We start from the raw sequence: 15,526 nt of genomic DNA on the forward strand, positions 1-15,526 counted from the left end.
CCCAAGCCCGCTTCCGGCGCGGCCCCGACGCGTTCGCCGGTGCGTGGTCGACGTCCCCGGGCTGAGGTGCGGGACCTCGGGGAGGGGTCTGGCGGCGTCGTTCGCAGGTATGCGCGGTGGCTCAGGACTGCGTGAGGATCTCCTCGATGCCCTGACGGTACGTGGTGACCTGGAACTCGGGGAAGCGTTCCGCGAACCGGGACGTGTCGAAGAGGTTGTCCCCGCGGTAGCGCGGCAGCAGCTCGTTGGCCTCTCGCAGTCCGGACGAGAACCGCGCGCCGGCCGCGAACACAGCGCGGGGGAGCACCGTGTACCCGATCCTTCGGCCCGTGATCTCCGAGGCGATCTCGACCATCTGGCGGTACGTGAGCCGGTCCTGGTCGATCGGCAGGTGCCAGGTCTGGCCGTAGGCGTCAGGGGTGTTGCCCAGCAGGGCGAGCGCCCGGCTCGCGTCCGGGGTCCAGATCAGGGAGCGTCGCGTGTCCGCGCTGACGGGCACGAACGGCCGCCTGCCCGCGCGGATGCGGTCGAAGATGAGCGCGTTGGTCCAGCTCTTGGTCTTGCCCGGCCCGTAGAACTCCGGTGCGCGGCCGATCAGGGCCTCAACGGTCCCGGCGCGCATTTCCGCCAGCAGCATGGTCGCGATCTCGGCGCGCACCGCGCCCTTGCGGCCGTGGGGCGCGAACGCGGTGTCCTCGGTCTGCGGCTCGGGCGTCCCCGCGTACATGTAGGTGTTGTCGAAGAACACGAGCTTTGCGCCGTGCTCCTTCACCGCCGCGAGGGTGTTGCGCATCATCGCGGGGAACTTCTCCTCCCACAGCCCGGAGTCCATGGGCAGGCCCACGGTGAGGTAGACGACGTCGCTGCCCGCCACTGCGCGCGAGGTCGCCTCCGCGTCGGTGAGGTCTGCGGCCACCAGCTCGTCGGTGCCGTTGACCTGGGATGGGTGGCGGCTCACCAGCCGGATGTCGTGCGTGTGGTGGCGGTGCAGCTCGCGGGCGAGCTCGTCCGCGATGGGTCCGCCGGCTCCGAGGATGGTCTGCATGGGTGGTCCTTCCGATGGCATTTTCTGTGAACGCAGATGTTCTGGGCGCTGCTGTCCGGCCCGTGCCTAGACCGAGATGACGGTGGGCATGTGCAGGGCGGCCTGGGCGGAGGTCGTGGCGTCGAACGAGAGGGTCCGGACCGGCCGCAGGGAGCGGATGTCGTCGGAGACCCGTCCACGCCCGAGGCTCAGTCGCACGTCCTTCGGCAGCACCCTGGTGCCCGTGGCCAGGACATTCGTCTGATTGAACGTGGAGTGCCACGCGCCCTCGACCTGCGTGTAGGAGGTCAGGGAGGAGACGCGTGTGCCACTCGGGTGGCGTTTCTGCCCAGGCGTTGGGGCCGAGAGCTCGAGGTCGGTGCCGCCGTCCTCGGCGCCGATCCGTGCGGCCGTCCGCTGCTCGTCCACCGTGACGTCGATGGGGGCCACCCACTTGGGGAACCCGTAGCCGTCGTGTCCTCGCACCTGCGCGATCTCCGTGTTCACGGGCAGGGACAGCACGTAGGCGTGCAGGTGGTTGTTCTTCAGCGCGGCCAGGGTGTCCACCGCTCCGAAGCGCCCGTGCCGGGGTGGTTTCACGGCGATCCCCACGGCGGCCTCGGTGTAGAAGTCGATGTCCGCGACGTCGTACCGGAAGAGCATGAGGGAGGCCAGCCCGAACCCCGGGGCGATCTCCAGGGGGTCGAGCTCCCCGGGGAGGCGGCGCCGAAGGGCCCTGGTGGGAGCAAGCATGCTCAGTCGGGCGCTGGACATCGCGTAGTAGAAGTTGGGCGTCCACGTGGTGCCGATCCTGGAGGCGACCTCGGTCTTCGGCTGGTCCCGGAAGAAGTCCACACCCGGCACGCGGGAGTCCTGGGCGACCACGTCCAGATCGGTCTGCATCCGGTACCTGTCGTACAGCCCGCCCCGCGGGACCGTCACGGTGCGGTCTCCGAGGGCGATGTTCACGGTGTCATCCTGGTGCGCCGTCATGGCGACCACTTCCTCTTCCTGCTGGGTTCTCAACCGGTGCTCACCGGTGTGTGAACACTGTAAACATCATATGTTGACAGTGTCAACAGGGGTGGCTGGCCTGCCGCCTACGCATCCTCCCCCGCTGGTGCGGACGGCAGGATCGCGGAGAATGCGCCGGTCACACGGGCGTCCAGCTCCTCGGGGGTGGTGACCGGGAGCTGACCGCTCAGGAACAGGGAGGCCAGGCCGTGCGCCATGGACCAGCTGGCGGTTGTGAGCCCATAGGTGTCCGCCTGCGGATAGTGCTCGGCCACGGTCCCCTCCAGCAGGGAGAAGACCTCCGCGGACGCGGGGAGGCGGTCGTCCCCGCAGGTCGAGATGGAGAACATGAGGTCGTAGAGTGCGGGGTTCTCCGCGGCAAAGCGCACGTAGGCCACCGCGAGGTCCGTGAGGACCTGCGAGCGCGGCGTCGAGTGTGCGAGCACGTTCTCCATGCGCCGCTTCATGGTCTCGAAGCCGGTGCTGGCCATTGCGGCCTCGAGGTGGGCCTTGTCCGGGAAGTGCCGGTACGGCGCTGTCTGGGAGACCCCCACCTCGCGGGCGACGGCTCGCAGCGAGAAGCGCTCCCCCCTCTCGAGCATGGCGATCCCCGCCGCCACGAGGGCGGGGCGGAGGTTCCCGTGGTGGTGTGACTGCTTGTCCTCGGTGGTTGACACACGAACTTCTTTCCTTAAAGTTGACAGTGAACACTTTAGGCCCCGGTGGCGTCGCGCGCCACCGCCGCTGCACGCGGGCACGGCTGCGGACAGGAACCGCCACGCCAGGGGCACCCCCACGAAAGGACACGCCCATGACCGAGGTACTGTTCGTCGTCACCGCAGCCAGCGGCTGGACGCTCAAGGACGGCACGGTGCACCCCACCGGGTACTGGGCCGAGGAGCTGGCGGAACCGCACCGGCTCTTCGCCGAGGCGGGATGGAGCATCACGGTGGCCACGCCCGGGGGAGTCGCTCCCACGCTCGACGAGTTGAGCCTGGGCGTCGCGGGCGGGCTGCCGAAGCGCCGCAAGGAGGTACGTGCGTACCTCAACTCCATCCGGGAGCAGCTCGACCACCCCGTGCCTCTCGACCGGGTGGACGAGTCCGAGTACGACCTCGTGTTCTACCCCGGTGGCCACGGTCCCATGGAGGACCTCGCCTTCGACCCCGTCTCGGGAGAGCTGCTGCGGAAGCGGCTCGCATCCGGCAAGCCGCTCGCCCTGTTGTGCCACGCCCCCGTCGCCGTGCTGGCCGCCGCGAACGAGGACGGCAGCAACCCCTTCGCCGGCAGGCGGATGACGGGGCTGTCCAACACGGAGGAACGCCTGAACACCTTCGGGTGGAAGGCCAAGTGGTACCTGCAGGATGCCCTCACGGAGGCCGGGATCGACTACCGCAAGGGGCTCCTGCCGCTGCGCCCCTTCGTGGAGGTGGACGGTGCGCTCTACACGGGTCAGAACCCGCAGTCCGCGGACGCGCTCGCGGAGCGGATCCTCGCGGACCTCGCCTGACCCACGACGCCGCCTGCCCCGTCTGGCAGGGGTCTAGGCCTCAGATGGGTTGATTCCGGGGAGCGCCGCAAACAGAGCGGCATGCCCTTCCGGAGTGGGGTGAACTCCGTCCGAGATGAGGTCCGGCCGGTCCTCCAGGACGGGCCACAGGTCCACCACGTCTCGGCCGGTGGTCTCGCCGAACCTCAGAAGCTCGTCCCGGTACCTCTGCAGGACGCCCGGTTCCAGGTTCAGCCCGAACCCCTCTGCCGCTCGCTGCTCGTCCGTCCAGATGGGGCCGAGGACCACGGGCCGCGCGCCTCGATCCTCGATGTGGGTGCACAGCGCGCCCATGGCCTCCACCAGGTCTCCGGGGGAGCGCCGCGTGGCATCGGTTCCCGCAAGGTCGTTGATGCCTGCGTGGACCAGAACGGTGTCGGCACGCCGCCGGTCAACTTCCCCCGGCGCCCGGTGGCAGGTCTCCACCAGGGTCGCGCCGGGAATGGCCAGCTGGAACAGGCGGTGGTTTGCCTCGTCCGCCTCCACGTGGTGCCGGCCCAGCGCCGCCGCCCAACCTCCGGCCGGGTCGGTCCGTCCATGGGCGATGCTGTCCCCGATCACGGCGATCCGCTCGGCTGCTTCCAGCGGGTTCGCGGCCACGTACGCCCAGGCGGGGTCCCCGTTCTGCAGGCGCACCCGACGTCGGACGTAGGCATCCACCTCGTAGGCATCGGCCTGGGCGAGCTGCTCGGGAGACAGCTGGAGGACGCCGCCGGTCACTGCAGCGCCCGTGCGGCGTCGCAGGCCCCTGTGGACTGCGGACCCGCTCACCTCGATCACGTGCGGGTCGGTGATCGCCACGTCGACCACGTCGTGCCCGGCCAGCGCGGCGCGGCGGGATGCGACTGGCGCGCCGAACACCGCCTGTTGCACCGGCTCGTCCACCAGGGTGCCGAACGAGAAGAGGAGAGTCGGGGCGTCGCGAGCTGTCATACGCGAAGCATAGAGAGAGCGGCGCGTCGACGGCGCCTCCGCGCCGCCCGGCCTGGGGGCCAGGGGGGGCGCCGCCTGCCCGGTCAGCCCAGCGCCTCCCGCAGCGCGGGTTCCCGGAGCTGGTCCGCGAGCCACGGGCTGAACGCGTACGGTGCGCTGGTCACGGCGGCCACTAGGTCCTGCGGGGCCGTCCACGCGTGCTCCGCGACCTCCGTCTCGGCGGGGTGCGGGTCGCTGTCCGTGGCGGCCACGAACACGGGGCAGAACTCGTTCTCCACCACGCCGGAGGCGTCCGTGGCGCGGTACTGGAACTCGGGCAGCACCAGCGCGAGGTTCCGGATCTCCAGGCCGAGCTCTTGGCGGGCGCGGCGTGCGATGGCGTCCTCGAAGGACTCGTCAGGTCCCGGGTGACCACAGAACGCGTTGGACCACACGCCGGGCCACGTGCGCTTGCTCAGCGCGCGCCGGGTCACCAGGACCTGTCCCCGCGCGTTGAGCACGTGGCACGAGAACGCCAGGTGCAGGGGAGTGTCCTCGGTGTGCACCTCTGACTTCAGGGCCGTCCCGGCCGGCTGGTGCGTCTCGTCCAGGAGAATCACGCGCTCCGGGGTGCTGTGCTGGTCCACCTGGCCGCCTCACGCTCGTGTGTTAGGTTCCTCGCCATGGTAGTGGCCGGGGGAGACATCACGTGAGGCGCCGGGTGAGCCCGCCGCTTCCCACGGTGCGGGGTGTGGGCCCCGCGCGGGTGCGGATGCCGGGCCCCGGTGCCCCGGACCCCGTGCTGGACGCGCTGCCCGGTCTGCCGGCCACCGCGGTGGAGTACGTGCAGCGACGCTTCCCGGACGACGCCGCCTGGTTCCGCGAGCAGGTGGCTGCCGGTCGGGTGCTGGGGGACGGCGGCGTCGTCGTGACCCCGCAGACACCGTACGAGGCGGGGGTGTCCGTGTGGTTCCACCGCCCGGTCCCGGACGAGGACGCCGCCCCCGTGACCCTGGACGTGCTCTACGAGGACCGCTGGGTCCTGGCCGTGGACAAGCCCCACGGGCTGTGCAGCACCCCCAAGGGGGAGAACGTGCGGCGCTCGGCGGTGGTGGCCGCGCGGTGCCAGTTCGGCAACGACGAGATCTCCGCCCTGCACCGCCTGGACCGCTCCACCGGAGGGGTGCTGCTGCTGTGCAGGAACGCCCAGGACCGTGGCGCGTTCCACCGGCTGTTCCAGGAGCGCACGGTGCGCAAGACGTACTGGGCCGTGGCCGGGGTGGGCGAGCGCGTGGGGGAGGAACCCGTGCGCGTGGAGTCCCGGATCCGCAAGATCCAGGGCGTGGTGCAGGCTTTCGAGGAACCGGGGGAGGTCAACGCCGTCACGGACGTCCGTCTCGCGGAGACCTTCGAGGACGCGGAGGGGCGGTGGGGGCTGTACGAGATCGCCCCGCTGACCGGGCGCACCCACCAGATCCGGGTGCACATGACCTCGCTCGGACTGCCCCTGCGGGGGGACAGGCTGTACCCCGAACCTCGCGAGGACTTCGACGTGGAGGATCCGGACAACCCCCTGCAGCTGATCGCCCGCTCCCTGGAGTTCACGCACCCCATGACCGGCCAGCCCGTGCGGATCGAGTCGCGGCTGACACCGAGCAGCCATGCCGCGGCCCGGCAGAGCGGCAATGTCACGATTGCGTAACATGTGACCCACCGCACCGCCCCATGCCCCGCCGGGGTACCGTGGCCGCGGGTCTTTCCTCCCCTTCTGGGCCCGCGCTGCACACGCCGACATCCGGTGTGCGCCGCACTGGTCGGCGTCTGCCGACGTGAGCTGTTCCCGCCAGCGCGTACCGCCCCGCCGCACCCCGCGGTGGAGTGCCTGCGCGCCCGACGACGAAAAGATCCCCCATGCCCCCTCGCCACCTCTCTGTCCGCACCCGGCGGACCGTCCTCCCCCGCCCCCTCACGGCCCTGGTCGCGGCCGCGGCGGCAGCCGCCGTGGTGGTGACCGGCAGCCTGGTCACGGCTCCGCAGGCGCGGGCCGCGTCCTCCGACATCGTGTCCGTCTCCGCCGCCACCCGGGCCGCGGACGCCCAGAAGATGCTCGGGCAGATCAACAGCCACCGGGCCTCCAAGGGCCTGAAGCCCGTGAAGTACTCGCCGTCCCTGTCCGGGATCTCGCAGGGCCAGTCGGACCGGCTGGTTCGCCAGGAAGTCGTGAACCACGCGAACACGTTCCTCACGGACCGCCGTGCCGCCGGGTACGACGCCGCCGGGGAGATCCACGCCCTGTCCTTCCAGAACTCGGTCACGGACCTCACCACCTGGTGGAAGGGCTCACCCGCGCACAACAAGGTGCTCACCGACCCCCGCATGGAGGTGGTGGGCATCGGCCTCACCTACGTGGACGGACGGCTGTCCGGGACCGGGCAGGGCTGGCGGCTGGTGGGCACCGTGGACTCCTACGGCTTCCCCGGCTCCGGGGCCCCGGCGGACACCCGCAGCAGCGTGACGGGCGGTGCCGTGGCACCGCAGTCGAGCACCGGCGCCGCGGCCACCGTCTACTCCGTGACGGGCGGGATCCGCACCCGCTACCTGGCGCTGGGCGGCAGCCGCGTGCTGGGCACACCCACCACTCCCGAGCGCGGCGGTCTCGTGGGCGGCGGCGTCTACCAGAGCTTCCGCACCCCCGGCGGGGCCCAGTGGAAGATCCTGTGGTCCCCGCGCACCGGCGCGCACGCCGTCAAGGAGTCCGGCGGTATCGGCAGCGCGTGGAAGGCAGCGGGCTTCGAGCGCGGTTGGGGCTACCCCCTCACGGAGGAGTACGGCGCCGGTTCCGAGGTGCGGCAGCGCTTCTCCAACGGGTGCACCGCGCACTGGTCCCGCACCACGGGCCGCACCTGGGTCACGCGCTGACCCCCCTGCACCTCCCACCGCCACGACGACGCCGCCCCGCGAATCCCAGCCCCAGGCTCGGGTTCGCGGGGCGGTTGCGTGCCCGTCCGCCGGTTCCCGGTGCGCGGTCAGTCCGCCGCCTGGCACCGTGGGCACCACGTAATGGTGCGCAGGTGCTGCACCGCGGTGCGGGAGGGCTCGGGATCCACGGTGAGCAGGGCGTCGTCGATCTCCCCGCGCTTCAGCAGGGCCCCGCAGCGGCGGCACGGCTGACCGTCCTTGCCGTACGCCCAGAAGAGGGGGCGGCCCTGCGGCGCCTGGCCCACGGTGGAGCGCATGGAGCGGTCCTTGTTCAGGTGCAGCAGCTTGTGGGCGAGCACGACGATCTCCCGCAGCTTCCCCTCCGGCAGCGAGTCCACTCGGGCCCACGGGTTGGTGCGGGACATGAACAGGGTCTCCACGCGGTACACGTTGCCGATCCCCGCCAGGTTGCGCTGGTCCATGAGCGCCGTGCCGATCGCGCGGTCCGGCTGCGCGCCCAGCCGCTCCAGGGCCTTCCCCAGATCCCAGTCCGGGCCGAGGATGTCCGGGCCCAGGTAGCCCACGAGCTCCTGGTCCTCCAGGCGGGTGGGCACCAGGCGGACGTCCTTCACGTCGAAGCCCACCGCCTCCACGTCCTGGGTGCGCAGGACCACGCGGATGGTGTGCGAGCCCTGCCCGATGGCCACGTCCGCGCTGATCCGGGTCCGTGCCTCCGCGGCGGACCGCACGCTTCCGCCCCGGCGCGCCTGCCCGCGCGGGCGGTAGGGGCTCGCGCCGGGTCGGCTCCGTCGCACGCCGCCCCGCCCGGACGACGACGCCGCACGGCCTGGTCCGCGCACATCTGCGCCGCCTCTGTCTGCGCCGGCTCCCCTGGTGCGGTGCTCGCTCGGGTGCCCGGCGTCGTCATCCTGCCGCCGGTCGAAGACCCGCCAGGTGCCGTCCATCATCAGGTGCGAGTGCAGGGTGAGGGGCTCGGCGCCGGAGCGCATCTCCTCGGCGTTCGGCGCGGCGGAGAGCCGGATGAGGATGTGCTTTCCACGCGGCACCACGGCCACCACGGTGCGCCCGGAGACGTCCGAGGTGGCGAGTGCGGGCACCCGGAAGTCCGAGCTCTCGATCACCGCGCCCTCCAGCGCGCCGCGCAGCATCTTGCACTGGCGGTAGACGGAATCACCTTCGGGCACGGGGGGCCTCCTGGGTTGGGGGTGTGGTGTTCAGCGTATGCCGTAGCTCCTCACGTGTGGCCGAATGGCCATTGTGGACGGTGGTGAACCGTGGTGTCGTGGATGGTTCAACTCGACGGGAGGAGAATCGAATGACCACTCAGGGAAGCACTGCACTGGGCCAGGAGAAAACTTGTGCGCTGGCCGTGGGCCTGGGCCTGGTGGCGCTCGCCGGCCTTGTGGTCGCGTTCTTGGCGGACACGGACAGCGTGTTGTACCTGCGGGTCATCGGAATCGTGGTCTTCGGTGTGGCCGGCCTGGCCTCGCTGCTGACATTCGTGAAGAGCAGGAAGTAGGACGGCTCCCAGGCGAACGGTGCCGTGCGGCAGCCCCGGATGTCCCACTCGAAGCTGGGCGATGCGTGAGTCCCCAGGCGCGTGTGGTTACCGGAACTCGGACGGGTTCAAACCCAGTAGGTGCGCTGTTTCCGACAGCGGGGCCGACCCGCCCTTGCCGACACGGGTGCGGACAGTCGCCGCGATGGTCAGGTCCTCCAGCAGAGGGGCGAGGGCTCTGCATGCCTGATAGGGGAGGATGACAGCCTCGGGTTTGCCCTCAGCCCCGAAGATCACCGGCTCTGCAGCCAACCCCTCGACGCGGAAACGCCGAAAGGTGTCGCCGAGACTTTCGCGGGCTTCGCGAGTCATGCGGAAGCGCGTGTGGGGTGAGGCCATGGAATCACCGTAGGCGAGGGGCGCGCCTCAGGCCACACACTTTTGTGGTGGGGTGACTACGTCACCCGCCGAACCGGTCCAGCACACCGGCGTACCGCGCGCGGGCGCGAGCCGACGACTCACTCACCCGGCGCTCATGGCCGCGGCGCGCGGCCATCTCGCGAATGGCCCGAATCGTCGCCTCCTGACGGCTGATGCCCTCCGCCTCCGCGAGCTCCGCCAGGACGCGCTCGTCATCCGCCGTCAGTCGCAAGGTCATGGCCATGCAACCCATGGTATCGAGGCGGTATCGCGTGGAGGGGGCTGAAGACGCGCAACGGGTGCCCGTCCCGGCACGGTGACGCAGGATCGTCAGCTCCCGCCCCCACCCACCGGCGCCCGCATCCGCACACCCTTCGGCGTCTGGTAGAACCCGCCCGTGAGCAGCCCGTCCCGCACCGCGGTGACCAGCTCCTCCGAGGAGAGCACCGAGTCCCCGTTGACCTTCTCCACCACCAGGGAGTCCACGGCCTTGCGCTGCACCAGCCCGGCCACCGCCTCTGCGGCGAGGTGCAGCAGGTCTGCGTCCGCGACGAACGCCAGCGCCGTCTTCCCGCCGCGCTCCAGGTAGAGGGTCAGGGCGCCGTCCACGAGCACCACCACGGCACCGGCCTTGCGGCCCGGGCGGTGCTTGGTGCTGGACTCCAGCACCACCGCCTCCGGCCACTCCAGCGCCGCCCCGTACGGGTTGGCCGGGTCCGTGGCCGCCAGGGCGAGAACCTGGGGGTCACCCTTGCGGGCGGCGTCGTCGTCCGTGAAGCTGCGCAGCACGTCAACCGTTGCCGGTTGCGTGAACTGGGCGGCGCCGAGCCCCTCGATGAAGTAGCCGCGGCGTGCGCGCCCCGCGTCCTCCAGGGCGCGCAGCACCTTGTAGACCGTGGAGAATCCGCCGGGGACGTCCTCCACCGCCACGGGCCCGCGCGTGAGAATGCCGTAGCGGTCCAGCAGCAGCTCCGCCTGGGCCTGCGCCCGCACCGTGGGGTTCAGCGGTTCGGGGCGCAGCACGGACCAGCGCCCGGCCGTCGCCCGGTCCTCGCCACCCCCGGAGGCGCGCGCCACGCGCGTCCCGGAGGGGGCGGCGTCGGCAGAGGACCCCGCGGGGTCGAAACCGGCGGAACCACGTCCCACCGCACGCAGCCGCGCCGCTCCGCGCCGGCCCGCCGCACGCGAGCGTGCTGGGCGCTTGGGAGTCTTGTGCGCCGAGTGACCGCCGGAGATCAGGGCGCGCACGGGCGCGTAGGTGTCGTTGGTGACGAGCCCGGCCCACAGCAGGTTCCACAGCGCGGTCCGCAGCTGGGCCATGTCCACGGCCACACCGGCGTCTGCGAGCGGCTGGACCAGCTGCCACGCGAAGTACGCACCGCCGCGCTGCAGCACCGCGAGCAGCTCGCGCTCCAGCGCGGAGTCGAGGGCGTCCGCGGCGGCGTCCAGCTGCGCGACGGGCGGCAGGGACAGCTCCGCGGCCTCGGCCAGGTGGAACGCCACCCAGCCGTCCTCCCCGCCCAGGGACCCGGCGCCGGAGAAGACCACCTCGCCCGTGGCCATGAGCTCGTCCAGCATGGCGGGGCGGTAGTCCACCACGCGCTGCGCGAGCACGAGCGGCTCCCACGCGGACGCCGGGATCGGCACGCCGGCCAGCTGGTCGATCACGGTGAGCACACCGTCCAGCCCCCGCAGCTGGTGCCCCTTGACCGCGTGCTGCCACGCGGGCAGGAACGTGGCGTACGCCTGCGGGTCCACGGGCTCCACGTCCGCGCGCAGCGCCGCGAGCGAGCGGCGCCGCAGGGTCCGCAGCACCTCGATCTCGCACCACTCCGAGTCCGACGCCGCCGGGTCACCGCTCGGGCGGAACGCCCCCTCGCTCACGCGCCGCTGCTTGGCCAGCCCTCGCAGCGCGGACTCCACCACGGCCGGACCCAGGCTCAGGGCCTGCGCGGCCTCCGCCACGCTGAACGGCCCGTGGGTGCGCGCGTACCGGGAGACGAGGTCCCCCACGGGGTCCGCCACGGGTTCCAGGAACGCGAGCGGCACCCCCATGGGCAGTGGCTGCCCGAGCGCGTCCCGCATCCGGGCGGCGTCCTCCACCGCGCAGTACACCTCGCGCCCGCCCACGCGCAGCACGATCGCGCGGTTGCCCTCCACGAGGGCGTCCAGCAGCTCGCGGGCCGCCTCCGGGGTGATGGCGCGGTACGCGGGGTCCTCGGCGCGTTCCTCTCGCTCGTCCTCGGCGGGCCCGTCCGGTGACGACGCCGCCGGGCCCGGCCCCGCGCCCCCGGCACCCTGGTCGGGCGCCCCGGCGGAAACGGGACCGTCCGCGCGCAGGCGCAGTGCGGCGTCGTCGGCGGTCATGGGCCCGAGCAGGCGCAGCAGGTCCGCGGCGCCCTCCACCCCGCGCAGGCGGCGGTCCGGGGCGAGGCGCTGCAGCTGCAGCACGGTGGTCTCGATGACCTCGGGGTCCAGCAGCTCGCGCAGCTCGGCACGGCCCAGCAGCTCGTTGAGCAGTGCGGGGTCCAGGGACAGAGCGGCGGCCTTGCGCTCAGCCAGCGGGGAGTCCCCCTCGTAGAGGAACTGGGCCACGTACCCGAACAGCAGGGTGCGCGCGAACGGGGAGGGGGAGTCCGTGGTGGTCTCCACCACCCGCAGCTTCCGCCCGGCCAGGTCCCGCTGCAGCTGGAGCAGGGCGGGGACGTCGTACACGTCCTGGAGGCACTCGCGCACCGTCTCCAGGATGACCGGGAACTGCGGGTACTTCCGGGCCACGTCCAGCAGCTGGGCCGAGCGCTGGCGCTGCTGCCACAGCGGGGTGCGCTTGCCGGGGTCCGCGCGCGGCAGGAGCAGGGCGCGGGCCGCGTTCTCCCGGAACCGGGACGCGAACAGCGCCGAGCCGCCCACCTCCTCGGTCACGGTGCGCTCGAGCTCGTCCGGGTCGAACAGGAACAGCTCCGCGCCCGGGGGCTCCTCGTCCGTGGCTGGCACGCGCAGCACGATGCCGTCGTCCGCGGCCTGCGCGGAGGCGTCCAGGCCCCAGCGCTCGTCCAGCCGCGCACGCACGGCCAGCGCCCACGGGCCGTGCACCGGCGTGCCGAACGGGCTGTGCAGCACCACGCGCCAGTCCCCGAGCTCGTCCCGGAACCGCTCCACCATGAGCGTGCGGTCGTCCGGCACGTGCTCCGTGGCCTCGCGCTGCTCCGCGAGGTACGCCAGCAGGTTGTCCTGCGCCCACTCGTCCAGCCCGGACACCGCCAGGCGCTCGCGGGCCTCCGCGTCCGAGGCTCCGGCCAGCTCGCGGGTGAAGCGGCCCACGGCGCGCCCCAGCTCCACGGGCCGCCCCAGCCCGTCCCCGTGCCAGAACGGCAGCTTGCCCGGCACGCCAGGGGCGGGGGCCACCACCACCCGGTTGTGGGTGATCTCCTCGATCCGCCAGCTGGAGGCGCCCAGGGCGATCACGTCCCCCACGCGGGACTCGTACACCATCTCCTCGTCCAGCTCGCCCACCCGCTTGGGGGACTTGGAGTCCTGCTCGCCCACCAGGAACACCGGGAACAGGCCGCGGTCCGGGATGGTGCCGCCGCTCGTGGTGGCCAGGCGCAGCGCACCGGGGCGGGCCTGCAGGGTGCCCGTCTCCCGGTCCCACACCAGGCGGGGGCGCAGCTGCGCGAACTCGTCCGAGGGGTAGCGGCCGGCGAGCAGGTCCAGCACGGCGTCGTACGCGGAGCGCGGCAGGGAGCGGAACGGGGCGCTGCGGCGCAGGGTGTCGTACCAGGCCTCCACGTCCACGTCCTCGGCGGCCACCGCGGAGACCGTCTGCTGGGCCAGGATGTCCAGGGGGTTGGCGGGCACCGAGAGCGGCTCCAGGTTCCCCTGCAGCATCTGCTCCGCGATCACGGCGGCGTCCCGCACGTCCCCGCGGTGCTTGGGGTAGATCCGCCCAATCGACACCTCGCCCACCTGGTGCCCGGCGCGCCCCACACGCTGCAGGCCGGAGGCGGCCGAGGGCGGGGACTCGATCTGCACCACCAGGTCCACGTGGCCCATGTCGATCCCCAGCTCCAGGGACGAGGTGGCCACCACGCACCGCAGCCGCCCCGTCTTCAGGTCCTCCTCGATCAGGCTGCGCTGGTCCTTGGACACCGAGCCGTGGTGGGCGCGCGCGAGAACGGGGGACGCTCCCTCGTGGCGGTTGCTCTGCCGGGGGATCGCGGCCGGTTCCCGCTCGCTCCCGGAGGGGACGACGCCGCCCGCCTGGCCCGCTGCTCGGGCGGCACTCTCCGCGAGGAGCCCCGAGAGCGCATCTCCGAGAGCCACGGGGTCCCCGCCGCCCGCGCGGTCCCCGTCGGACCGCCCCGAAGCCTCTTCCGCGTTCTCCAGCCGGAACTCGTGGATCTCGTTCAGCCGGGCGGTGAGCTTCTCCGCGAGCCCGCGCGAGTTGGCGAACACGATCGTGGAGCGGTGGGCCTCCACGAGGTCCACGATCCGCTCCTCCACGTGCGGCCAGATGGACGCCGTGGCCTGTCCGGAGCCACCCAGGTCCCCGTCCAGGTTCGGGGACCCGTCCGAGGACGGCGACGCCGCCGCCCCGCCCAGCACGGTCATGTCCGGGATGGGCACCGAGACCGTGAGGTCCCAGTCCTTCTCGGACGGGGGCCGCACCACGTCCACCGGCTGGGAGCCGCCCAGGAACCCGGCCACGGTGTCCACGGGCTCCACGGTGGCGGAGAGCCCGATGCGCTGGGCGGGCCGCTCCAGCAGGTCGTCCAGGCGCTCCAGGCTCACCGCCAGGTGCGCACCGCGCTTGGTGCCGGCCACCGCGTGCACCTCGTCGATGATCACGGTGTCCACGTGGCGCAGGGTCTCCCGGGCCTTGGACGTGAGCATGAGGTACAGGGACTCGGGGGTGGTGATCAGGACGTCCGGCGGGTGCGCCAGCAGGGCACGGCGGATCGCCTGCGGGGTGTCACCCGAGCGGACACCCACGGAGATCTCCGGGGGCTCACCCCCGGCGGCCTTCGCGGCCTGCGTGATCCCGATCAGCGGTGCCCGCAGGTTGCGCTCCACATCCACACCCAGGGCCTTGAGCGGGGAGATGTAGAGCACCGAGGTGCGGTCCGCGGGGAGGGCCGCGGCGGCGTCGTCGGCCTCGGCAGCGGCGGGAGCCTTGGCCGTGAGCAGCCGGTCGATGGACCACAGGAACGCGGCCAGGGTCTTGCCGGAGCCCGTGGGGGCCACCACCAGGGCGTGGCGGCCCGCCGCGATGGCCTCCCACGCGCCACGCTGGGCCGCCGTGGGGCCGCTGAAGGCGGCGTCGAACCACTGCGCAGTGGCGGGGGAGAAGAGGTTCAGGACCGGGTCAGCCGCCAAAACCCTTGACCTGCAGCTGGGAGACCTTGGGGTTGCCGCAGGCCTGTCCCGGGTACGAGACCACCAGCGACTCGTGGCTGCCCGGCGGGTAGACGCGCAGCCCGGTGGTCTCGTGCGGGTTGCACACCTGTCCGATCACACCGGGTCGGGTGATGCTCAGCCCCGCGCTCGCGGACGCGCCCGGCTGCAGCGTGACGGCGCCCGCTCCGGCACTGTCCCGGGACGCGGGGGCGCCCACGGTGGCGCCGGAGGCGTCCACGAAGGAGACGCCGGCGTACCCGTCCAGGATGCACGGGGCGGAGCCCGTGTTGGTCAGGGTGAGGTTCGCGATGGTGTGTCCCGCGGCCCCCTGCTCGGGCGTGGCCGTGCCGCTGAGCTGCGCGGCGCTGCACACCTCGCCCGCGGTCACGGCGTCTGCCGCCTGCTGGTCTAACGGGCTCGCGGTGGGCATGCCCGCCTCCGGCGCGGAGGCCTGGCGCGTCTCCGCGGGAACGGGAGTGGTGTCCTCGGAGGCCTCAGCCGTGGCGGTCGGCTGCGCGGTTCCGGTGCTCGGTGCGCCGCTGGAGGAGGCGGACTCCGTGGCGGAGGGGGACGCGCTCGTCCCGCTGGGAGAGCTCGTGGCGGACGACGACGCCGTGGCACTCGCCGAACCCGCGTCACCGGCGGGTGCCTCGTCCGTGGAGCCGCAGGCCGACAGGGCCAGCAGGGCGGTCAGCGCGGTGGCGGCGAGCAGCGGGCGGGAGGTGGTGTGGGCGCCCCGGGGGGTGGGCGAGGTGGTCTTCATGGCACCAGT

The 15,526-nt window shown here is 72.5% G+C and carries 14 protein-coding genes; 4 read left to right on the top strand and 10 right to left on the bottom strand.

What is annotated here, in order from left to right; genetic code table 11:
- Positions 1 to 121 precede the first annotated feature (121 nt).
- The 3 genes from Q4A22_RS01190 to Q4A22_RS01200 form a co-directional block, all read right to left on the bottom strand.
- Entirely contained in the window at positions 122 to 1,045 is a 924-nt protein-coding gene (locus tag Q4A22_RS01190; RefSeq protein ID WP_303176695.1) for an NAD-dependent epimerase/dehydratase family protein, read from the bottom strand.
- Between the two features lie 66 nt (positions 1,046 to 1,111).
- Positions 1,112 to 2,017 carry an acetoacetate decarboxylase family protein gene (locus tag Q4A22_RS01195; RefSeq protein ID WP_303176696.1) on the bottom strand — a complete coding sequence of 302 codons (906 nt, stop codon included), beginning with the start codon at positions 2,015 to 2,017 and terminating at the stop codon, positions 1,112 to 1,114.
- 107 nt (positions 2,018 to 2,124) lie between these two features.
- On the bottom strand, positions 2,125 to 2,715 hold the full coding sequence (locus Q4A22_RS01200) for a TetR/AcrR family transcriptional regulator (RefSeq protein ID WP_303176697.1): 591 nt from the start codon (positions 2,713 to 2,715) through the stop codon (positions 2,125 to 2,127).
- 134 nt (positions 2,716 to 2,849) lie between these two features.
- Between Q4A22_RS01200 and Q4A22_RS01205 the strand changes: the two genes are divergently transcribed.
- Positions 2,850 to 3,548: a type 1 glutamine amidotransferase domain-containing protein gene (locus tag Q4A22_RS01205; RefSeq protein WP_303176698.1), complete on the top strand. Its 699-nt coding sequence runs from the start codon at positions 2,850 to 2,852 to the stop codon at positions 3,546 to 3,548.
- Between the two features lie 33 nt (positions 3,549 to 3,581).
- Here the strand turns inward: Q4A22_RS01205 and Q4A22_RS01210 are convergent, their stop codons facing one another.
- Both Q4A22_RS01210 and idi read right to left on the bottom strand, forming a co-directional pair.
- Positions 3,582 to 4,520, bottom strand: a complete 939-nt coding sequence (locus tag Q4A22_RS01210; protein ID WP_303176699.1) for a GDSL-type esterase/lipase family protein — start codon at positions 4,518 to 4,520, stop codon at positions 3,582 to 3,584.
- 83 nt (positions 4,521 to 4,603) lie between these two features.
- Positions 4,604 to 5,146, bottom strand: coding sequence for an isopentenyl-diphosphate Delta-isomerase (idi, locus tag Q4A22_RS01215; RefSeq protein ID WP_303176700.1), 543 nt, complete (start codon positions 5,144 to 5,146; stop codon positions 4,604 to 4,606).
- A 74-nt stretch (positions 5,147 to 5,220) separates the two neighbouring features.
- Between idi and Q4A22_RS01220 the strand changes: the two genes are divergently transcribed.
- Positions 5,221 to 6,201 carry a pseudouridine synthase gene (locus tag Q4A22_RS01220; RefSeq protein WP_303176701.1) on the top strand — a complete coding sequence of 327 codons (981 nt, stop codon included), beginning with the start codon at positions 5,221 to 5,223 and terminating at the stop codon, positions 6,199 to 6,201.
- A 209-nt stretch (positions 6,202 to 6,410) separates the two neighbouring features.
- Positions 6,411 to 7,418, top strand: a complete 1,008-nt coding sequence (locus Q4A22_RS01225; RefSeq protein WP_303176702.1) for a CAP domain-containing protein — start codon at positions 6,411 to 6,413, stop codon at positions 7,416 to 7,418.
- A gap of 107 nt (positions 7,419 to 7,525) precedes the next feature.
- Here Q4A22_RS01225 and Q4A22_RS01230 read toward each other — a convergent pair whose 3' ends face one another.
- A complete protein-coding gene (locus Q4A22_RS01230; RefSeq protein WP_303176703.1) occupies positions 7,526 to 8,623 on the bottom strand; it encodes a DNA-formamidopyrimidine glycosylase family protein in 1,098 nt (365 codons plus the stop codon).
- Between the two features lie 131 nt (positions 8,624 to 8,754).
- On the opposite strand from Q4A22_RS01230, the gene Q4A22_RS01235 reads away from it, so the two are divergent.
- A complete protein-coding gene (locus tag Q4A22_RS01235) occupies positions 8,755 to 8,958 on the top strand; it encodes a hypothetical protein (protein WP_303176704.1) in 204 nt (67 codons plus the stop codon).
- Positions 8,959 to 9,045: 87 nt separating this feature from the next.
- Here Q4A22_RS01235 and Q4A22_RS01240 read toward each other — a convergent pair whose 3' ends face one another.
- The 4 genes from Q4A22_RS01240 to Q4A22_RS01255 form a co-directional block, all read right to left on the bottom strand.
- Positions 9,046 to 9,336: a hypothetical protein gene (locus Q4A22_RS01240; protein WP_303176705.1), complete on the bottom strand. Its 291-nt coding sequence runs from the start codon at positions 9,334 to 9,336 to the stop codon at positions 9,046 to 9,048.
- 61 nt (positions 9,337 to 9,397) lie between these two features.
- Positions 9,398 to 9,601, bottom strand: a complete 204-nt coding sequence (locus Q4A22_RS01245) for a CopG family transcriptional regulator (protein WP_303176706.1) — start codon at positions 9,599 to 9,601, stop codon at positions 9,398 to 9,400.
- Between the two features lie 86 nt (positions 9,602 to 9,687).
- Complete coding sequence (locus tag Q4A22_RS01250) at positions 9,688 to 14,733, bottom strand: DEAD/DEAH box helicase (RefSeq protein ID WP_303176707.1); 5,046 nt, start codon at positions 14,731 to 14,733, stop codon at positions 9,688 to 9,690.
- Positions 14,723 to 15,517: a DUF4232 domain-containing protein gene (locus Q4A22_RS01255; protein ID WP_303176708.1), complete on the bottom strand. Its 795-nt coding sequence runs from the start codon at positions 15,515 to 15,517 to the stop codon at positions 14,723 to 14,725. Before Q4A22_RS01255 ends, Q4A22_RS01250 begins: the two co-directional genes overlap by 11 nt.
- Positions 15,518 to 15,526 lie beyond the last annotated feature (9 nt).

The organism is Kocuria sp. (genome assembly GCF_030530945.1).
In the GTDB taxonomy this organism is placed as follows: Bacteria; Actinomycetota; Actinomycetes; order Actinomycetales; family Micrococcaceae; genus Kocuria.